The 20,426-nt window shown below is 32.8% G+C and carries 22 protein-coding genes; 19 read left to right on the top strand and 3 right to left on the bottom strand.

Translation table 11 applies throughout. The annotated features are described in order from the left end of the window. The first annotated feature begins 13 nt into the window (after positions 1-13). The 7 genes from LDM92_RS03885 to LDM92_RS03855 all read left to right on the top strand — a co-directional run bounded on the left by LDM92_RS03885 (position 14) and on the right by LDM92_RS03855 (position 7,780). On the top strand, positions 14-1,618 hold the full coding sequence (locus LDM92_RS03885) for an ATP-binding cassette domain-containing protein (protein ID WP_223902102.1): 1,605 nt from the start codon (positions 14-16) through the stop codon (positions 1,616-1,618). A gap of 155 nt (positions 1,619-1,773) precedes the next feature. Further along, positions 1,774-4,317 (top strand): sigma 54-interacting transcriptional regulator, encoded by a 2,544-nt coding sequence (locus tag LDM92_RS03880; protein WP_223902101.1) that lies wholly within the window; start codon positions 1,774-1,776, stop codon positions 4,315-4,317. 135 nt (positions 4,318-4,452) lie between these two features. Continuing rightward, positions 4,453-5,229 carry a ChbG/HpnK family deacetylase gene (locus LDM92_RS03875; protein ID WP_223902100.1) on the top strand — a complete coding sequence of 259 codons (777 nt, stop codon included), beginning with the start codon at positions 4,453-4,455 and terminating at the stop codon, positions 5,227-5,229. After that, the gene (locus tag LDM92_RS03870) at positions 5,229-5,645 is read left to right on the top strand and encodes a PTS sugar transporter subunit IIA (protein ID WP_045928548.1); all 417 of its coding nucleotides are present in this window, start codon (positions 5,229-5,231) and stop codon (positions 5,643-5,645) included. Before LDM92_RS03875 ends, LDM92_RS03870 begins: the two co-directional genes overlap by 1 nt. 16 nt (positions 5,646-5,661) lie before the next feature. Then, positions 5,662-6,159 (top strand): PTS sugar transporter subunit IIB, encoded by a 498-nt coding sequence (locus LDM92_RS03865; RefSeq protein WP_223902099.1) that lies wholly within the window; start codon positions 5,662-5,664, stop codon positions 6,157-6,159. A gap of 2 nt (positions 6,160-6,161) precedes the next feature. Continuing rightward, positions 6,162-6,968, top strand: coding sequence for a PTS mannose/fructose/sorbose/N-acetylgalactosamine transporter subunit IIC (locus tag LDM92_RS03860; RefSeq protein ID WP_223902098.1), 807 nt, complete (start codon positions 6,162-6,164; stop codon positions 6,966-6,968). Next, the gene (locus LDM92_RS03855) at positions 6,968-7,780 is read left to right on the top strand and encodes a PTS system mannose/fructose/sorbose family transporter subunit IID (RefSeq protein WP_045928545.1); all 813 of its coding nucleotides are present in this window, start codon (positions 6,968-6,970) and stop codon (positions 7,778-7,780) included. Before LDM92_RS03860 ends, LDM92_RS03855 begins: the two co-directional genes overlap by 1 nt. 62 nt (positions 7,781-7,842) lie before the next feature. On the opposite strand, the gene LDM92_RS03850 is transcribed toward LDM92_RS03855, so the two are convergent. After that, positions 7,843-8,556, bottom strand: coding sequence for a GntR family transcriptional regulator (locus tag LDM92_RS03850; protein ID WP_223902097.1), 714 nt, complete (start codon positions 8,554-8,556; stop codon positions 7,843-7,845). Between the two features lie 289 nt (positions 8,557-8,845). On the opposite strand from LDM92_RS03850, the gene LDM92_RS03845 reads away from it, so the two are divergent. Genes LDM92_RS03845 through LDM92_RS03820 form a run of 6 tightly spaced genes read left to right on the top strand, consistent with a single transcriptional unit; the run spans position 8,846 to position 13,073 of the window. Then, a complete protein-coding gene (locus tag LDM92_RS03845; RefSeq protein ID WP_223902096.1) occupies positions 8,846-9,253 on the top strand; it encodes a PTS sugar transporter subunit IIA in 408 nt (135 codons plus the stop codon). After that, positions 9,246-9,734, top strand: coding sequence for a PTS sugar transporter subunit IIB (locus tag LDM92_RS03840; RefSeq protein WP_223902095.1), 489 nt, complete (start codon positions 9,246-9,248; stop codon positions 9,732-9,734). The genes LDM92_RS03845 and LDM92_RS03840 overlap by 8 nt, the downstream gene beginning before the upstream one ends. A gap of 19 nt (positions 9,735-9,753) precedes the next feature. After that, a complete protein-coding gene (locus tag LDM92_RS03835) occupies positions 9,754-10,500 on the top strand; it encodes a PTS mannose/fructose/sorbose/N-acetylgalactosamine transporter subunit IIC (protein ID WP_052697106.1) in 747 nt (248 codons plus the stop codon). Beyond that, the gene (locus LDM92_RS03830; protein WP_223902094.1) at positions 10,500-11,330 is read left to right on the top strand and encodes a PTS system mannose/fructose/sorbose family transporter subunit IID; all 831 of its coding nucleotides are present in this window, start codon (positions 10,500-10,502) and stop codon (positions 11,328-11,330) included. The genes LDM92_RS03835 and LDM92_RS03830 overlap by 1 nt, the downstream gene beginning before the upstream one ends. A gap of 9 nt (positions 11,331-11,339) precedes the next feature. Continuing rightward, entirely contained in the window at positions 11,340-11,972 is a 633-nt protein-coding gene (locus LDM92_RS03825; RefSeq protein WP_223902093.1) for a hypothetical protein, read from the top strand. Between the two features lie 3 nt (positions 11,973-11,975). After that, entirely contained in the window at positions 11,976-13,073 is a 1,098-nt protein-coding gene (locus LDM92_RS03820; protein ID WP_223902092.1) for an SIS domain-containing protein, read from the top strand. Between the two features lie 74 nt (positions 13,074-13,147). Here LDM92_RS03820 and LDM92_RS03815 read toward each other — a convergent pair whose 3' ends face one another. Then, positions 13,148-13,972, bottom strand: coding sequence for a MurR/RpiR family transcriptional regulator (locus tag LDM92_RS03815; protein WP_223902091.1), 825 nt, complete (start codon positions 13,970-13,972; stop codon positions 13,148-13,150). Positions 13,973-14,184: 212 nt separating this feature from the next. Here LDM92_RS03815 and LDM92_RS03810 point away from each other — a divergent pair, with 212 nt between their 5' ends. Genes LDM92_RS03810 through LDM92_RS03790 form a run of 5 tightly spaced genes read left to right on the top strand, consistent with a single transcriptional unit; the run spans position 14,185 to position 17,787 of the window. Continuing rightward, on the top strand, positions 14,185-15,243 hold the full coding sequence (locus LDM92_RS03810; protein ID WP_223902090.1) for an SIS domain-containing protein: 1,059 nt from the start codon (positions 14,185-14,187) through the stop codon (positions 15,241-15,243). Positions 15,244-15,245: 2 nt separating this feature from the next. Continuing rightward, on the top strand, positions 15,246-15,680 hold the full coding sequence (locus LDM92_RS03805) for a PTS sugar transporter subunit IIA (RefSeq protein WP_223902089.1): 435 nt from the start codon (positions 15,246-15,248) through the stop codon (positions 15,678-15,680). 22 nt (positions 15,681-15,702) lie between these two features. Continuing rightward, positions 15,703-16,161, top strand: a complete 459-nt coding sequence (locus LDM92_RS03800; RefSeq protein ID WP_223902088.1) for a PTS sugar transporter subunit IIB — start codon at positions 15,703-15,705, stop codon at positions 16,159-16,161. A 17-nt stretch (positions 16,162-16,178) separates the two neighbouring features. Next, positions 16,179-16,970 (top strand): PTS mannose/fructose/sorbose/N-acetylgalactosamine transporter subunit IIC, encoded by a 792-nt coding sequence (locus LDM92_RS03795; protein WP_223902087.1) that lies wholly within the window; start codon positions 16,179-16,181, stop codon positions 16,968-16,970. Next, on the top strand, positions 16,960-17,787 hold the full coding sequence (locus LDM92_RS03790) for a PTS system mannose/fructose/sorbose family transporter subunit IID (RefSeq protein ID WP_223902086.1): 828 nt from the start codon (positions 16,960-16,962) through the stop codon (positions 17,785-17,787). Before LDM92_RS03795 ends, LDM92_RS03790 begins: the two co-directional genes overlap by 11 nt. 183 nt (positions 17,788-17,970) lie before the next feature. Here LDM92_RS03790 and LDM92_RS03785 read toward each other — a convergent pair whose 3' ends face one another. After that, positions 17,971-19,329, bottom strand: coding sequence for an HD domain-containing protein (locus LDM92_RS03785; protein WP_223902085.1), 1,359 nt, complete (start codon positions 19,327-19,329; stop codon positions 17,971-17,973). Positions 19,330-19,519: 190 nt separating this feature from the next. Here LDM92_RS03785 and LDM92_RS03780 point away from each other — a divergent pair, with 190 nt between their 5' ends. Further along, the gene (locus LDM92_RS03780; RefSeq protein ID WP_223902084.1) at positions 19,520-20,365 is read left to right on the top strand and encodes a helix-turn-helix domain-containing protein; all 846 of its coding nucleotides are present in this window, start codon (positions 19,520-19,522) and stop codon (positions 20,363-20,365) included. Positions 20,366-20,426 lie beyond the last annotated feature (61 nt).

Raw genomic sequence — 20,426 nt, 5'->3', positions numbered from 1 at the left:
GAGGTAAGATATTATGACAATTAAGGACTTTTATAAGCAAAACCCTTTACGCTTCATGATACTAATTTTGATTACCGTTTTAGAGTGGACTTTACCAATTGTAACCACACAAATACTTATGCTTTTAACCACAGCAATTCAGCAACAGAAATTCCAACAGTTTTTAATTATAAATGTCATTTCATTTATGCCTTTCCTATTTCAATATTTAATACAAGGACTGCATGCTTTCTTTCTATCAAAACAACAAGAGGAATTTAATTTTAATATCAGAAAAAGATCTGTATCTCACTTTTATGCGGATCAAAAAGAGCATTCTGTTGCCCAGATTCAAAATCGATTAACAAATGACCTGAATCAGAGCCAAGAAAATTATTTTGCACCATTTTTTAGTCTAATTGGTGGTGTTATTAATTTAGTATCTGTAGTTGTTCTGCTTATTTCATTACACTGGAGTTTACTTCTCACAATTATTTTGATGGTGGCTATTTCGTTAGTGTTACCAAAATTATTAGAAAAGCCACTACAAAATTCAATGACCAAGATATCAAAGAGTAATAATCAATATCTCGATTGCTTAGAAAAGTGGCTTAATGGCCTTGAAGAATTACAACGTTATTTTGCCGGAGGAAAACTATTTAAAGTAACTAATGATGCAGCTAAAGAGCTAGAAGATGCTTATGTCAAGCAAAATGGGGTTACGCAATTACTAAGTATAATTAATGGATTGGTATCAGTTTCTTTTTCATTAATTTTATTCTTACTAACGGGTTATTTGTTCCAAGCTAAAATAGTAGCATTTGGTGCAATCACTGGAGTAGGCAATTGTAATTTCTACTTAAGGCAAAGTATTCAAATCATAGTTAGTCGTTATGGACAAATAAAGGGCTCCAAAACTTTAAATCAGGAGATTGCCCAAACGGCTGCGCCAGTTAAAAAAGAGCAAGCTGAAGAAGTAGCAACTCCAGCATCACTTAGTACCCATGATCTTAGTTTGCAATTTTCTAATGGTGAAAGCCTAATTTTTCCAGACATTAATATTAAGTCAGGTGAAAAAGTGCTTCTGACTGGTGATTCTGGAGCTGGAAAATCAACTTTGTTTAAACTCATTCTCGGACAAATCAAACCAACTTCAGGGCAGATTGTTTTTAAAGACAAGGATGGTGCTGTGGTTAACCCAGATATGAGTAAAATTGGCTATATTCCCCAAGATCCTGTGCTTTTTCCGGTGAGCGTTGCTGACAACATGACGATGTTTGTAGACAAATTAAAAAGCGCTTTACCGTCATTGGTTGAAAAAGTACAATTAGCGGGTGACATTGCCAAATTTGATGAAGGATTAAATCAAAAAATCGATTTGAACAAATTGAACATTTCTGGCGGTCAAAGACAAAAGATTGTTTTAGTACGTGCTTTAGTTCATCAAAGTGAAATAATTTTGATTGATGAAGGAACTAGTGCAATCGATCAACAAGCGACCATGCAAATTTTGCATGAAGTTACCTCCACTCCCGCTACTGTGATTTTTATCGCTCACAGCTTTAATAAGCAAATGAAACAGTTATTCGACAGAGAAATTCATTTGGTCAAAAATGTTAAATCAAATAGCAAAAGTTAGATTATCATAAAGGGCAAATCAGTATCTATCTATTTCCATATTGATTTGCCTTTTTCTGGTATCTGTGTAATAGTGAGTTCAATATCAATGAACATTCCAAAAATATAAATATTATTACCTGTATATGGTAGTTAAACATTTGAGGAGTGGTTACTGTGAGAACAATTGACAAAGTTTATCAGGTATTAGCGGATAATACTTCTAAAAAATATACAACAACGCAAGTTGCTCAGGAGTTAGGACTAACAAGAGGAGATGTTAGTACTTACCTGACAAAATTATTTCAAAGAGGGAAAATTAATAAAACTGGCACCAGACCATTTTATTGGCAAGCAAAAAGTGATAGCGGCAAATTCGAAAAAATGATAGGAGCTGATGGCAGTTTAAGGAAATTAATTGCCAAATGTCAGGAAACAATATTATATCCTCCTAATGGAATGCCACTATTAATTACCGGTCCTAGTGGAGTAGGAAAATCTTTCCTAGCACGACTAATTTTTGAGGAAGCTAAAAGGCAAAAAGTTATTTCAGCAAAAGCAAAATTTGTTGTTTTAAATGCCGCTGATTATGCTAATAATGCGGAGATCTTATCTTCAGCTCTTTTCGGGTATAAAAAAGGTGCGTTTACAGGTGCAGATCACGACAGTCTTGGGTTAGTTGACCAGGCTGATCAAGGCTATCTATTCTTGGACGAAGTGCATCGCCTAAATTTCGAAAGCCAAGAAAAATTATTTTCTTTAATGGATTCTGGTCAGTTTTATCCCTTAGGAGAGAACAAAAAGCCTCATCGAGTAAAAGTTCGTTTTTTATTTGCAACTACAGAAAATGTAGATAATATTCTTTTAAAAACTTTTCTACGGAGAATTCCACTACAAATATGCCTGCCTAAATACATTGACAGACCACTCAACGAACGTTTACAGATTGTATTGCAAGCTTTTGTGAATGAAGCTAAGACACTACATCGGCAACTAAAAGTTGAACAAAATATATTAAATAATCTTTTGCAAAAAGATCTTCCGGGTAATATTGGTTCAATTCAAAATGAAATTAAGCATCTTTGTGCTTCGGCTTTTGCTGATAATCCTGTTGAAGACCCCATAATAATAGGTCAACCAAACAAAACTTTTCGTTTAATTTCTTCTAATTCAGACGTGATAAGCTTTGGACGAGAGATAGTCAATTTTGTACCAAAAATTAAGAAGGTAACTTCGGAGATTAAACTATTTTTGCAACAAGAAAAAACTGCTGCAGAAATAAATATTATGATTTTTGATATTCTAAATGAATGGTTTAAATTAAAGTCAGTAAATAATGCGGACAACATGAAACGAAGCTTTATCCAAAAAATAGGTTCAAAATATGGTGTAAATGTTGATTTTGCAAATATTAATTGGCAAAAAGTTTCGCAAATAATCGAATTGTTCACATTAGTTTACGATCAGTTAGATGATCAAGATGCTAGTTTGTTTAATTTACTACGTATAAAATTTCCCCGCAGTATTTACTTATTTAACCAGTTTATGCAATCTGTTTTGCCAAATAAAAAAGTAAAAGATTTTACTTATATATTATTTTTTCCTTTATTTGGTTCAATTTATCCTAAAATAGAGGAAATTAATTATAATGCAATTTTGCTTGCACATGGAAAAAAGACCGCAACAAGTATCCAAGCAGTTGTGAATTCTCTTTGTGGTAATTATATTTTTGAGGCTTTTGATATGCCTATCGACAGCTCAATTAAGCAAATTAATAGCAAAGTTCAAGAATATTTAGACCAACAAGGAAAAAACACTGTGGGAACAATTGTTTTATTTGATATGGGGTCTTTGAATCAAATGTTCAAAGAGATCAAATCAATTTCAAACAAAGAACTTTTGGTTATAAATAATATTACGACTGCTATGGCTCTTGATGTGGGTTTGAGAATTCAGCAAAAACAAAAGTTTAAGGAGATTGCAAAGGCTAGTACAAAATATGGAGAAACGACAGGTTCACAATATTATCAAGGCTTTTCAGATCAGAAAAATGTTATTGTAGCATGTATGTCTGGAGATGGCGTTTCTCGCGAAATCAAAAAAATTATGGACAATACATTGTCCGGTAAGTTAAAAATAATTACTGTTGATTATAAAAAGTTACGTCATCTACTTGAACAAGAAGATAGGCTCTTCTTTAGCAATACGGAATTCGTCTTAACAACTACAGAAATTAGAAATAAAATTCCCATTGAGATTATTGATATATATGATGTTTTAGATAAAAGTGGTGCCTTGCACTTGACAACGGTTTTAGAAAATAGTGGGGAAAAATTAACTCAGATTAAAGTTATGATTGAGCAATTCATACGATTTTTTTCAATTGCGGGAATACGTGAAAGATTGCAAATTCTTAATCCAGACGTCGTAATTGAAGAAGTCCAGTCTATTACTAAACGCTATGAAAAATATTATAATATTGAACTTGATGAAAAAACCAGACTAAATTTATATACTCACATCTCATTAATGATTGAAAGAATGGTTTTGACAAAGAGAGAGTCTAAAGATCTTGTTAGTATTAATTCTGAAACTGATAAAGAAAAAGAATTTTTCTCAATTTCTAAAAATATTTTTAAGAGTGTAGAAATTAAGTACAACATCATTATAGAAGATTATGAGATTAGCCTGATTTATCAATTATTGTCACCATTTATATAAAGGCTAGTGCTGAATATAATTTCAGCACTAGCCTTTTTTTATGCTAAAAAAGGCTTTCTATCAAAGATGGCATAATTTTTGCTAGTAGTTAAGTGTTCATTGATATTATCAACTTGAAGGATGTGTTTTATAAAAATGAAATTAATTATTAGGGCAGATGACTTTGGATTTTCTGAAGGAGTTAATTATGGAGAGCTTGCTGTCTTAAAAACAGGATTAGTCAAGAGCATAGGCTTAATGGTTAATATGCCGGGAACAAAACAAGCTTTGCATATAATTAATAAATTCCCAGAAGTATGTCTTGGGCTTCATGCAAATTTGGTGGTTGGCAGACCTAGCGCTGATCCTAGTATTGTTGGTAGTTTATTACAAGAAAATGGTGATTTTATTACCTCTAAGACATACCGCAGGTTATTAAAGGAAGGTAAGGAGGTCTTTACTGATGAAGCTGCTGTCAGAATTGAAGTCGAGGCACAAATTGGCAAATTTTTTCAATTAACGGGAAAGTTGCCTGAGTATATAGATACACATGCAGTGCATTCTGATCATCTTTATTCTGTAGTCAGGGAGTTAGCTAAAGAATACAACATAATATTTTTAGCAACTGATCCTAAATTTAGTGCAAATTTGTCTACTAATCCTATAAGATTGTCTAGTTCTGCAACTTTTTATCAACAAGGTGGGAATCCAGATAATTATATTAATCTGATCAGTAATGAATTGGTGAAAAATAAATTTTCATATATCGTAATTCATCCTGGATATTTGGATGACATAGTTATGGCTAAATCTTCATTCACACAAATCAGAACTCATGATGTAGCAATGATAAAATCAAAAAATACTAAAAAATGGTTTGAAGATCATCAAGTGCAACTTCTTTCCCATAGAGCATTGAAAGAGGTGAAATAATGACTAAGTTTTTGTTTGTAACACACGGTCATATGGCCACTGGAGTTAAAAGCACTCTGGAAATTATAACGGGAAATTGTTCCAAATTGACTGCAATAGATGCGTATGTAGATTCAAAAAATGTTGTTGTAGCTGTCAAAGAGTATTTTGATCAACTCCTAGATGATGAACAATTGATAATGCTAAGCGATATTGAAAATGGCAGTGCAAATCAGCTTCTATACAAGTATTTGTCCAGACCAAAAACATTTTTGATAACTGGAGTTAACTTACCACTGTTATTACAAATAATACTTAATGATAATTCGGAATTGACAGAAAATGATTTGAAGAAAGCTATTGAAGAAGCTAAAAATTCCATTAAATTGTTCAAAGACTATGGTACTGATGATGACGATGAAGGCAGTTTTTTTTAGAAAGAGGTAGAACAAATTGATTAAATTTGTAAGATTGGATGAAAGACTAATTCATGGCCAAGTAGCTGTAAAGTGGATTAAGCAGTTTAATATTACTCATGTAATAGTAGCAAAAGATTCGTTAGTAAAAGATAACTTAATGAAAAAGACGCTCAAAATGGCAGCTCCTGAAGGAACTAAGGTAGCTGTTCAAAGCATTGCTGGTACTGCAAAGATGTTACAAAATCCTAAAGCAGACAATGCCAATATAATGCTAATTGTTGATAATCCAGCGGATGCTTTAGAATTAATCAGACAAATTCCCCAAATAAAGGAAATAAACGTTGGCAATTATGGCAGGAACTCAATCAATCATGAACCTGATGAGCGTAAACAATTGACAAAAAATATTTATGTAAATGGTAAAGAACGCGAAGAATTTAAAAAATTAGTCGAAACTGGTAGATTTATATATTTTCAAACTGTACCTGAAGATAAAAAAGAAGATTTAAAAGATATCTTGGGAGGAAAATAATTATGGAGGTATCAATTGCATTATTAGCTACGCTTTCCTATTTTATCGGGAATGCGATTGATCGTTGCATGGGTTGGCAAACGTTTGAAAGGCCAATAGTTGCTGGAACTTTAACGGGTATTTTATTAGGTGATCCTGAAACTGGAATTTTGATGGGAGCCTCATTAGAAGCTATCTTTATGGGGATGTCACCTATTGGTGGAGCAATCCCAGCAGATCCTTTTCCCACAGCTGTGATTTGTGTTGCATACACGATTGCTACAGGTTCAAAAATGGGTGTGGCAATTGGTTTATCAATACCAATTGGTGCTCTAATGCAGACTGTAAAAACGTTATGGGCTCCGGTTTTAGCTTCTATGTCAGCTTATTGGGAAAAGCTAGCTAAAACAGGTAATGTTAAAAAATTCAGAAGATTATCAATTCTGCAATCAGTTTTTGGGGATCGTTTACCCATATTTTTTGTTTTATTCTTTAGTATTGCCTTTGGAACGAAAGGTCTGCAAAGTCTTTTCGCAATGCTTCCAGATTGGGTGATGAGAGGATTTACTGCTGGTGCTGGAATGATGACAGCAATTGGTTTTGCAATTTTAGTTAATATGATTTGGGATAATAAAATTGGTATTTTCTTAGTTTTTGGCTTTGTCTTAGCTAAGTACTTAAAACTTCCAGCTCTGCCAATAGCAATCATAGTAGCTACAATTGCTATGGTTTATTTCCTGGTCATGAGTAATACTATTTCGAACAAAAATGAAACTATCAAGACTAAACCTAATGCTAAAAACGAAGATGAAGAGGAGGACTTTTTCTGATGAGTAAAATTAATGCACATGATAAAAAAGTTTTGAAAAAAATGTTTTGGGGTTCAGGTCTCGCTTTTTCTGGATTTAATGTTGTTAAAATGCAAGGTAATGGCTTTACTAATACTATGGGACCTGCTCTTGAGGATTTATTTCCTGATGATGCTAAGTCTCGTGGTGAGGCATTAGCGCGAGCCAATGGTGTATTTAATACTAATAATACAATGTTTGGTCTGTTGGGCGGATTAACTTATGCATTAGAGAAAGATCGGGTCAAGAATAATAATGTAACAACGGATACAATCGAAAGTTTAAAAGTATCATTAATGGGACCAACTGCAGCAGTTGGTGATTCATTCATTTTTAATTGCTTACGTGTAATAATTGCCGGGATTGCAATTAGTATTGCTAAAACGGGATCGATCTTTGGACCACTTTTATTTATTGTATTATTTGGTGGATTAGAATTAATGATTCGTTGGTATTTATTAGTAGCTGGTTACCAGTATGGTACTACTTTTATTGATAAAGTATTTAATTCTGGATTGCTTAAAATAATTACAACTGCTTCATCAATGCTTGGCTTATCTATGGTAGGTGCAATGGTGGCTACCACCGTTAATGTTCCACTAAGTTTATCATTTAAGTTTGGCAAAGAAACACTAAAATTAAGTAGTATTTTTGACCAAATTATGCCAGGATTATTGTCTTTAATCCTTCTCTTTACAATTATGTATTTAATGAAAAAAGGTTTTAAACCAATGACATTGGTTTTGGGATTACTAGTGGTATCAATTGTTCTAGCCTTTTTAGGGATTTTTTAATTTTACAATATCTTTTTATAAAAAGTGCTTAGCTTTACGTATAGTCGTAAAGTTAAGCACTTTTATTGTTGAGTTTCATTAAAGCGGTACGTATAAAGATCTGGATTGTAATAAGAAATAAAAACTCCAAGCGGTACTCGTTGATCTTGTGAGGTAATAGTATCTGTATTTGCTAATGTCATTAATAAGAAATCAACATCTAAATTCAGCAATTTTTGTTGTTTTTTGGTTGCCTTGACAGCTTTGATTTCAACAAAATTTTGGATTACCGGTAATTTTAATTTCTTTAAATATGAATATAGAGAACCAGTTATAAGGTTTAAATCTATATTCCTAATGAGATTTGCACAAATAAAATCCTGAGTTAGAGCAATTGGTTTGTTATCACCAGTTCTTAATCTTTCGGTATGATGAAATTTATCAATCGGTGTTGGAAATTCCTCTGCTGAAGGCACTTCGCTAGCATCAGCTAAGCTATAGGAAAGCAGGGTCGAACCTGGAGTCATTCTTTGTTGCTTAATGATATCACTAAGGCTGATGTTATCTGTAAGTAAACGTAAAACACTTTTTTCTTTTACAAATGTTCCTCGTCCAGCGATTCGAGTAACGTATCCCTGCTTTTCTAAATTTTTCATCGCTTTGTTAACGGTCATTCTGCTATAGCCATATTTTTTACTAATTTGTATTTCAGGTGGCAACCGGTCTCCGGATTTAAGCGTACCCCTGTTAATTTTTTCTATGAAGTAGTCTTCTACTTTTTCATATTTAGATTTCACTTGTTTGTCCTTAATAATTTATATTTTTGAATTTATCTTTCTAATATTAATTATATATAATTTGTATAGTTTTAAGCAAAAAAATAATAATAAAATTTAAAAATGTATATACCTTAAAATATAAAATACAAACAAAAATATTATTCCTTTAATAAACTGTAATTTATAAAGCTTATTATACAAAAATATAAAAAAAACACTTGTAAAAATGTATATACAGTAGTATATTTAACATAGTTTTAATGTTTACGCTAACATTTTAATCAAAAAAGTGAAAGGAAGAATGTAAATGAGTCAATTTATCATAGCTACTCATAGTTATTTAGCTGATGGCTATAAGAATTCAATTAATTTTTTCAATAGCTCGATTACCAATGTTCATTTTATTAATGCATATGTTGATGAACAAAGAAATTTTGCAGAAGAATTAAAAAATTTATTGGATAAATTTAAATCAGAGCAAGTAATAATTTTGACTGATATGCCGGGAGGAAGTGTTAATAAAGAAGCGCTCAATTTAATAAAAGATTATGACTGTAAAGTGGTTAGTGGCATTAACCTTTCACTAGTGTTGGAATTAGTAATGAATACAGATAATAAAATATCTGATGAGACTATTAAAACAGCTGTGGATCAGGCACGTAACCAAATTGTCTTTATAAATGATTTATTAAAAGGGGATGACCTAGATGATTAGTTTGTTGAGAGCTGATGATCGGCTTGTTCATGGTCTAGTTGCAGTATCTTGGACGAATCAATTGCATCCAGATATTTTATTAGTGGCTAACGACCATGCAGCAAATGATGCGATGACCAAGATGACAATGAAACTTGCTAAGCCTGCTGGTGTTACTTTAGGAATTAAAGACTTAAAAACTTCTGCCAAAATTTTAAATAGTTCTAAATACGCCAATAAAAAAATCTTTGTTGTAACAATCAATGTACAAGACGCATTTGAATTGAAACAGCAGGTTTCTGGAATCAATAAAGTAAATATTGGAACAGCTGGAATTCACTATGAAGATGCAGTTTCTGTTTTGCCACAGATAAAAATGACTGCAGAAGAATTTAAATATGCCAAGCAATTGAACGATCAAGGAGTAGAAGTTTTTGCACAGGTAACTCCCACTGCTGAGAGTTTAAATTACTCAGGTATTGCAAAAGCTTTTAATAAATAATTTAAAGAGGAAAAAGATTATGATACAAGCATTTTTAGTTGCTCTGGTAGGAGCAACTGTTTATATGGAGAGTCGCCTTGGCGGTCAGCATATGTTGGATAGGCCAATCATAATAGGTCCTATTGTTGGATTAGTTATGGGGGACTTTACTACTGGCTTAATTTTAGGAGGACAACTTGAGCTAGTGTGGATGGGACTGGTTGGAATTGGAACTACAACTCCGCCGGATGTTGTAGTTGGTTCAGCTTTAGCTACAGCTTTGGCAATAAAGACAGGTACGAACTGGCAAACAACATTGACTCTGGCTATCCCAATAGCATTAATTGCACAGATTATTGCCATTGCAATAGGCAGTTTTAATGCAATTTTCACACATTATGCTGACAGACAAATAGAAAAGAAAAATTGGAAAGGAATTGCAATTGGACAATGGTCGGGAACAGCTATGTTGTTCTTATCTAAATTTGTACCAATAATTGTTGGCTATTTAGTTGGTGCACCGGTTATTAAGGTCATTGTGCGTTCAATTCCTAAAGTAATTCAAGACGGTTTAACTCAGTCAGGGAACTTACTTCCAGCATTGGGTATTGCTATGTTAATGCAACTTACATATGACAAAAAGTATGCACCATTTCTTTTCCTAGGATTTGGCTTGGTAGCATTTTTGAAAGTACCAATGATTGGTATAGCTTTATTCGGGCTAATAATTGCCTATGTTTACTATCAATTCAAACCTAGTGAAAATAATGAGGAGGACTTACTGTAATGGATAATTCAGTAACGCAAAAACCAGAAAAGAAATTAACTAAAAAGGATTTACGCAAAGTTATGTGGCGTCATTATCAGCTTCTTGGTTCTTTTAATTATGAAAGGCAAATGTCTCTAGGCTATGCTTGGGCAATGACCCCAGTTATTAAAAGACTATATGGCGATAATGAAGACGAAATGCAAAAAGGTTTTAAAAGGCACTTGGAATTTTTCAATTGCTCAACTTCGACTTCTCCCTTAATTTTGGGAATAAGTTGTGCTATGGAAGAACAGAATGCCAATTCTGAAGATTTTGACGCTAGTTCAATTAATTCTGTTAAAACTGCTTTGATGGGTCCTTTAGCCGGAATTGGTGACTCAATGTTTTGGGGAACTCTTCGGGTAATTGCTGTTGGTGTAGGAGCACCTCTTGCAATTAAAGGGAGTATTTTAGGTCCAATTCTTTATTTCTTAATCAACGTAATACCAAGTGAATTGCTTCGCTGGTTCGGATTTAAATTAGCTTATGAAGGTGGTAATAAATTTTTGGCAGAAGCAAGTGAAAGTGGCACCTTGCAAAAATTAACAGAGGCAGCGAAAATTTTAGGTCTAGTGGTTGTTGGAGCGATGATTGCTTCAATGGTAATTATCAAAGTACCGTTAGTAATGAAATTTGGCGGGACTAAAATCGGTTTACAAAAAACTTTAGATTCTCTAATGCCCGATTTACTGCCATTATTGCTAACCTTTGGTTGCTACGGATTATTGCAGAAGAAAGTTAACGGTACAGTGATCTTAATAGGGTTAATTATCTTGGGGATTTTAGCAGTTGCAGTTGGTTTATTATAAAAGCATATTATGAAAAATACAGTGATCGTGTTGCTACTGTTTGCTGTCTTTATACTTGGCTGGTTTTCCGAAACCAGATTACGCAAAAGATTGTTTAGCGAGTTATTGTCATTTGAAAGAAAAGGCCAAAAAAGCAAATATTTTCAATTGCTTGAAGCTCCAGTAGCAAAAATTTGCTTATCCACTAGATCACGTGAACTTCTACAGTTAGATTATTTCTTGGCGTATGGAGATATAGCAAATGTTAAAAAGATCGTATCAAAATTTATCAAAAAGCCTTCTGATTTAGCTAAGAATAATAATTTATTAATTCGATTAATGCGCAGTTATGTGCTTTTCTTAGAAAAAAACGATCAGGAATCCATACTTAAATTGGAAAACTATTTGAAAGTAAATTGTAAGACAGCAGAAATAGAGAAAGAAATAGATCAATTACATAGAGTTTACCTTGCACCAGATCATAATTTACTGGCAGAATTAAATAATCAGCTCAACGTTGCTAACGAACCACAACAGAAGTTAATAATTTATGAGCGCTTAATTAAGGCAAGTGAGTCTTTGGGATTAAATAAGCAAGCCAAAAAATATTTATTAAAAATGGAAAAGGTTGCAAATAAAACAATTAAAATGGAGGAATTTTAGAATATGACTAAATTAACAATGATGGGACACATTGAAGATACAGCAAGAGTTTTGCAAAGAGCTATTGATGAAAGAAAGGATTATGGTCAAGCTTTTATTGATTTTTGGTTAAAAAATAATTTTAAAAAAGTCATCTTTACTGGCTCTGGTACTTCATATAATGCTATGCGAGTAATACGCAACATTTTTGTTAAACTTCTTAAAGTTGAAGGCGTGGCAGTCGAACCAACAGTTTTTACTTATTCAGAAAGTATAAATCCCAGCAGTGTTTTTAGAAATAATCAGGTGTTAGTCGTAGGATTGTCTCAGCACGGTGACAGTATTTCTACTTGCGGAGCATTGCAACATGCACAAAAATGTGGCTTTTCAACAGTAGGAATTTCAGAACAACTAGGATCAGCAATTACAAAAATTGCTGACCATTACGTTCATCTTGTTTGTGAAGAAGAACAAATAGGACCAGAGACAAGAGGCTATACTGAAACTTTACTTCAGTTTTATATGTTAGCTGTTGAAATTGCATACCAATCTTGTTTAATTGGTAAAGAAAAATATGATCAACTTGTTAAGGACGCACAGGAATTAGTAAATAATTTCCCAACAGTTGTTAACGAAAGTGTAGTTTGGTATGAAAAACAGCAAGAAGAGCTTGTTGAAATGCAAAAAGCTTCAATTGCAGGATTTGGTTATAACTTCCCGACTGCACTTGAGGCACGTTTGAAGTTTTTTGAAACTTTTGGTCGCCCTACAAGTGCATATGAGCAGGAAGAACAACTTCATGGTCCGCTCCGTGCTTATCATGATGATAATTTTATTTTCCTTATTGGAGGAAACAAGGGACCAGAATTTAAACGGATGGTTGATATAGCAGCGTATTATCGTCGTGCGTATACTAGGCATGTCTTTGTTGTTTCAGGTGAAGACTTTGAGACTACCAGTAGAGATTTAAAGTTAAGCGTCAAAACTTCACCGTTATTATCTCCAATTATTTATGTAGTGCCATTCCAAGTTTTGTCTGCTAAGCTTTCTGAGAAAGTTGGGATAGATACAAGTGTTAGTCCAGTAACAGATAATTCAATTTCGGGTCACATGAACGTTTAGGTATAAAGTATTTTTAACACTTAATAAAAGGATTCAACTGAAGTTGAATCCTTTTTTATTGTGTGATATTTCGCTTAGTTTTGTGTGTATTTACAGTTAGCTAGATAATTTCTACTGAACATACAGGAATAGAGCGTATTTAAAATGTATTCGATTGAAACATGTGAAGAAAAATTGGAAAAGCTGACTTTACTATTCTCTTTATTAGGAATTAAAAAAATTTGATCGGCTAAGGACGCTAAATGACTATGTTCATTACTTGTAATTGCTATAATTGGCGTTCTGTTAAGGAAAAATTTTTGTGCACATTCTAAAACTTTTTTTGTTTCGCCGCTATACGATAATATGATAGCTACGTCTTTTTTAGTTGAGAGATTTGTTAACCTAATTTGGTCATCTTCTAACTGTGTCATTTTGATATAAAAATTTATTAACAGCAGCTTGGTTTTAAAATCACACAAACGAATATAGTTATCACCAACACCAATTGCAAAGACACTCTTTGCATTATAAATTTGATCAACTGCAGTTTGTAACTTAGAAGAAGAAAGCAAATTAAAGGTTGCTTTGATGGTTTCAATAGAAAGTTGGCTTATTTTTTTTGCTATTACCAGGTCAGTATCATTTTTTTTAAACGGCATATTAACATCAACGTTATTTATATCGTTGATTTCTTTATCTATGCATTGAATTAGGCTAATTTTAAAGTCCTTAAAGCCTTTGTAATTGCACTTTTTGCAGAACCTGATAATTGATGAGGTAGATGTATGTGTTGCCTGGGCTAGATTGTAAATGGACATATTAATTACTTGTTCTGGCTTTTCAATTATGAATTTGATAATTTCTTCATCATTATTAGTTGTATTTTTAATTCGAACTAAATCTTCTAAAGACTCCATAGTGTTAATCCTCCGTTCAACAACGTAACAATGTTTCAATAAATGCTTCAGTATCAAAAGATTATTGAAAACAAAGTTCCAATTTTCATAAAACGCTTTCAAACGTTTAGCTTATATTATAAAGTAAACATGAAGGTTGCAACTGAAAACTTTAATGATGAGGATTCATGAACTTATAAAACATTACAGTTTTTTTGAAAGGAATAAGAAGTATGAATGGTATTATTGAAAATTTAGAAGAAACACCAGAACAATTATTAAAACTTTTAGATGATAGTCAAAAATTATTTGAACATGTCGTTTCTCGTAAAATAAAAAAGATAATGATTACTGGCTCAGGTACCAGTTATCATTCTGGAGAACAAATGCAGCAATTAATGAGACAAAAAAGTGGTCTGCCGGTTGATGCATATTACCCATTTAAGTTAACGGATGAAATATTTAATGCACAAAAAGATAATTCACACACTTTATTTATAGGAGTTTCCCAAGAGGGAGGCAGCTTGACAACCTTTAATGCAATGAATATGGCTAAAAAACATGGCTGTATTATAGCGTCAATGTCAGGAACCGAAGATGCTTATATCAATAAAGTCGCCGACGAAAAGCTAACTGTCGCAGTGGGAAAGGAAACCGTAGGTCCAAAAACTAAAGGCTATTACACTACAAAATTAAATTTGCTTTTACTGGCAGAATATATTGGCATAGATAATGGTCATATATCTAGAAGTGATTTTGATGAAGATGTTAAGGAACTGAAAACTACATTAAAGCAATTCCCAAACTCATTGAAAAGAGCAATTAATTGGGTAGAAGAAAATAAAAAGGATCTAGCACATGCACATGATATCAGAATTAGTGGTCCTGCATCATTATATGGGGATGTATTAGAATCTACTTTAAAAATTCTAGAGGCGTGTCGGTTACCAATAACTGGATATGAATTTAATGAATTTATACATGGTGTTTACAATGCGATAAATAGTCAATCAACGCTTTTTTTCATTGATAACGGTTCAGAAGGCAAGTTAAACCGAATTATAAAAATTTTGAGTGAGTGGACTAATAAAATATACATTGTTGATGGCTCTAATATTAGTGACCAGCAAAAGTTTGGTTATGATATTAAAGTTCCAAGACAATTTGAGACATTTATTTATCCTATTCTGTTTCAAGTCATAGCTGCTTTAGTACCCGGGGAAAATGGCATTGATCCTTGTATACCAAAAGATCCAGATTTTCATCAAAAAATGGGTAGTCAGGGTAATTAAACATGAATGATCCCAAAATTGAATATGTAATAGCTACTCATAGCAAGTTGGCTACAGGTTTATTATCTACAATAGAATTTATTGCAGGTAAGCAAAAAAATATAACTTGCTTTACTGCTTACGTGGATCATTGCCTTGATTTTGAAAATAAGATTGATGACTATATTTCAAACTCTAAGGCTGATTATATAATTATTACTACTGATATTTTTGGCGGCAGCGTGAATAACCATCTTTTAGAACTAACTAAAAGTGATGCCAGAATTCATCTAATTTGCGGTGTTAATTTGCCCCTAATTTTGTCTTTGATAGTAAATGTTAAAGGAAAAGAAATAGATAATGAAATAAAAAGATCTGTTAGTGAAGCACAAAAGGGAATAATTTATTGCAATGCTTTGGATAACCAAAATGGTTCAAATGAGCTAGACGAATTTTGAAACACAAAGGAGCTGATATGTAATGATACAAATGGTTAGAGTCGATTACCGTTTACTGCATGGTCAGGTGGCTGTTTCTTGGACATCAAGCCTAGGTATAAACGCAATTTTGTTAGTTAGTGAAACTTTGAAGAAAGATAAAATCAGAATGCAGAGTATAGCTTTAGCGAAACCCAGTGGGGTAAAGGTTGTTGCTAAATCAACTTCTGAAGCAATTGCTCAACTGAAAAGTGGAAAAACGGATAAGTATTCACTATTAATTATTTGTGAAACTGTTAAAATAGCGGAAAAAATTATTGAGTCAACTGGATTTAATAGTTTGAATTTAGGAAACGTACCTTTTAGAAAAGGCACGATGAAGTTTAGCAATAGTGTTTATTTAAATGATGAAGAAACAAAAATCTTAAAAGACATGAAGAATAAGGGAACATATATTTTTTCACAAATGATACCTGATGATACAAAACATCAATTTAAATAGAGTGGATGGGGATAGAGTTGATTGTAAAAACAATATTAATTTTTTTATTAACCTTTTTGGGTTACAGCGAGTGGTTTTTGGGTACTAGTTATGTTCAAAGACCGATTGTACTTGGCCCATTAGTAGGATTAGCAATGGGAGACCTCACTTCAGGAATAATTATGGGGGCAACTCTTGAATTGGCCATGATTGGTTCAATTTCAGTTGGAGCTTATAATCCCCCCGATCCCGTTGCCGGTACAGTATTAGGAGTTGCTCTGGCAATTCAAAGTCACGCCAGTGTAGGTGCTGCGCTAACTATGGGTATTCCAATTGCAACCGTGATGTTGGCGTTAAATACAGCATTGGGACAACCAGTAATGCTGATCTTTATTCATAAATGTGATAAAGATGCGACACAGGCAAATACACGTAAATTTACAATAGATATGTTAATTTCAGGATGGGCCCAAAGCTGGCCAGGTCTGGTTTTTATACCCTTAGCTTTTTATTTTGGTTCGGGCGCAGTTGAGAAGATGCTGAATTTCATACCTGATTTTGTACAATCAGGTATGAATATAGCGGCAGGAATACTACCTGCATTAGGTTTTGCAATGCTTTTGAAAATGATTGTAAATAAGAAAAATATTTTGTTTTTCTTCTTTGGATTTTTCATTATTGCCTTTACAAAATTTACTGTAACGGAGGTAGCGATATTTTCATTTATTATAGTTGCGTTCATGCTATTTTACATCCCAGACAATGAAGGAAATGTATCTAGTAGTGTAAGCAATTCAGAAACGGATGGTGACGGATTTGATGAATTTTAAACCACAATATAATAGAATAGTTAAAAAGAATGATTTGCAAAAAATCTTCTGGAGAAGCATACCGTTAAACCATTCTTGGAATTATGAGAGAATGGCAAATGTCGGCTTTGCGTGGGCACTACTGCCTCTATTGAAAAAATTATATCCAAAGAAAAAGGATTTTTCTCAAGCTTTAACCCGCCATTTGGAACTATATAATGTAACGCAATACATATCAACTTTTCCTATGGGAATTGCAGCAGCAATGGAAGAAGAAAACTCACTGAATTCAGACTTTGATGAAAGCTCAATTTCAAATGTCAAAACCGCGTTAATGGGTCCTCTAAGTGGAATTGGTGATAGCTTTTTCTGGGGAACAGTTCGCGTTATAGCTACAGGAATAAGTTTACCTTTGGCTTTACAAGGAAATGTTTTAGGTCCAATTCTTTTCTTTCTGATTTTTAATTCAGTACATTACTTGTTTAGATACTATGGAACATTTTTAGGATATGGTCTAGGAACCAACGTGATTTCTGAAGTTGAACAGTCTGGTTTAATGGGAAAACTCACGAAATATGCTTCAATAGTAGGTATGATAGTTGTTGGCGCTATGACCATGGATATGGTAAAAGTTAAGTTTGTTTCTAAAATAGGTAGTACTAAAGCTGGCGGATCAACGGTTCAGTCATTACTTGATGGTATTTTTCCTGGTATTTCAGTTTTGATAATTTTTGGTTTAACTTATTGGTTACTAAAAAAGAAATTAAATCCGTTATGGATCATGTTAATTATGCTGTTAGTCAGCATTGCAGGAGCTTATTTTAAAGTTCTAGGCTGATTAGCAAAAGACATCATTTTAAAAATCGAGTCATAGAACTGTAAAAATTAGTTCAAAATTAGTTATGTACTGTACCCTAAAAGTTGTTCAACTTTTGGGGGGCACATCAGAATTGGAAACCTTTTTTAATCAATATAAACCCCGAATTGTTCAATTCGGGGTTTTCTTGTCTAATAATTTATTTTATTTTTTTGGCTTTCTCAAGTACCTCAAGGTACCATTTTTAACATAACGTTGAAATCTTTGGTATAACGGATCAAAAATTTGGGGCTCATCACTATTTGACATCATGATTTTAGGAAAGAAGAATCGTTCATCACCTTGCAACGTTCCATTCAATGAACGTACGAGGGGGCTTAAATGTGACAATTCGATTAATTGCCCATCGTCTTGCATGATTTCAATTTGACTGTTAGCATTTTTACCAGAGGGTTTATAAGCATCATAAGGTTCATCGAAAGCTGAGTTGGTATCCGTATAATAATTTGGATCAAAACCAGCTTGTTTGATTAAACCTTTTAATTTTGGCAACAAATTTTTGGTTTCTTGATTGATACATACACTGGCTAAAGGCTTTCTGAAGAGATAACGCATTGCTAAATCGGAGAGAATCGGATCATTAGCTTTTGTCCACATTGAAAAATTAGTTTCCATTACGCCATCATCTAGCTTCAAGTAATCATCAAGTGTCCAGTCATTAGCCAGAAATTTTGCTAAACTAGGAGTTACCGGCAAATTGCCTTGCTTATAAATGATTTTCGCTCTTTCAAGTAAATGCTGCAAAATAACTTCCATTGAGCGCCCGACTCTGTGGAAATAAACCTGTTGATACATTTGATAACGAGAAACAATGTAATCTTCAACGGCATGCATTCCTGCCATGGTAAAACAAATTCCCTCACTGTATGGACGAATTTCTTGCAAAATTCTAGATAAATCGAACTTTCCATAAGTAACCCCAGTGAAATAGGCATCGCGCTGCAGGTAGTCCATTCTGTCAGCGTCTGCTTGACTAGAGATCATTTTGACTACTTGTGGATTGGGATAAGTTTTGGCAATGACGCTTGCTACAAGACTCGGAAAATTTGGTGAAACTGTTTGCAAGACTTGGTTAACTTCGGTACTGGGCTCAGTGATAATCTTTTGCCCAATTTTTTCATGATTAGTGCCAAAAAGGTGTTCAAAAGTATGTGAATACGGACCATGTCCAATATCATGTAAGAGACCAGCACATTCTACTAAAAGCCTGTTGCTATCATCCCAAAGTCCATCGCCTGAACGTTGCGATGGGTATTTTTTTGCAAAAATATTACAAATTCTGCGGGTTAATTCATAAACTCCTAGATTATGCTCGAATCTAGTATGCGTTGCACCTGGAAAAACATAGGCAATAGGACCAAGTTGCTTAATCCTGCGCATTCTTTGAAATTCCTTGGTTTTCAGGATATCAAGTATAACTTTGTCTTCAATGTGGATGTATTCGTGAACTGGATCTCTTAAAACTACTTCTTTTTTAAGTTTAGTGTTATGAAAATTTGGCATGTCGAATCCCCTAAAGCTGTTATATTAAACTGTTATTAATAACTTAAATTATAACAAACTTAGACTCTTTAGTTTAACATCATTGTTCTTTTAGCTTATTTTATTAAAATTAAATAATAAGTTTTGCCAGCTTTATCAAATGTGCTCATAATTATGAAGTCATATATAGCATAAAAAGATAGGAGATTAAATGAACTATATAGGTAAAAAATTAAAAAGTTTACGTCAAGAATTAGGATTGACCCAAACAGAAATGGCAGCTGGTGTTATTTCTGTTTCATTTTACTCGAAGGTCGAAAGAGGACTAAATGATATTGGAGTAAATGACTTTTTAGACATTTTGCAAAAACATAATGTGAGTCCACAAAATTTTTTTGGAGATTATAAACTTGAAAAAGATAATAAGAGAAAAGTAATTTCACTAATGAATAGTTTTTTGAAAGCTGCTTATGCTAACGATGATTATGAAATTAATTCAATAATTAAATTATTTGAAAAAATTCAGCCACAAACTCCTTTCATAAAATATACTGTATTGGCTACTAAATTGATAGCAAATACTCATGATGATAAGGCTTTAAAAAGATTGAGTAATGCTGAAAAAAGCAAAATTAAAAAATTGATTTTCCGAAAGGACACGGATGAAAACGAATATTATAGAATAATATTAATGGCAAATTTAATACAAATTTATAACGTAGATGATGCATCATTTTTGATAAGAAATATGATTAGAAAATTTCAGAATTTCAATAAAATGGACAGAAAAATGCTATCAGCAATAAGTGCCCTAATGATTAATTACATTGATTGGTGCATAAAAAAAGGAAGGAAAGAACTTTGTCATGATGCTTTATTATATATCGAAAAGCTGCCAAGTAATATAGAATTAGCTTTTATAAAAATATTAGGTAAGTTTTATGAGGATTTAATTGCAGGGAAAAGAAAAGAAGCTAAACAAATTTTGAATATATTGACAAAATCTGGTTATGAGGTGAATGTAAAAAGAATAGTTAAAATAAATTTTCAAATATGAAAATATAGATACTTTTTTTAATTTGAGAGCTATCATTTGATTAAGAAATATACTAGAAAGG

Origin of the sequence: Lactobacillus laiwuensis (genome assembly GCF_019972835.1) — a bacterium.
Classification (GTDB): Bacteria; Bacillota; Bacilli; order Lactobacillales; family Lactobacillaceae; genus Lactobacillus; species Lactobacillus laiwuensis.
This window is presented reverse-complemented; position numbering and strand designations above follow the sequence as displayed.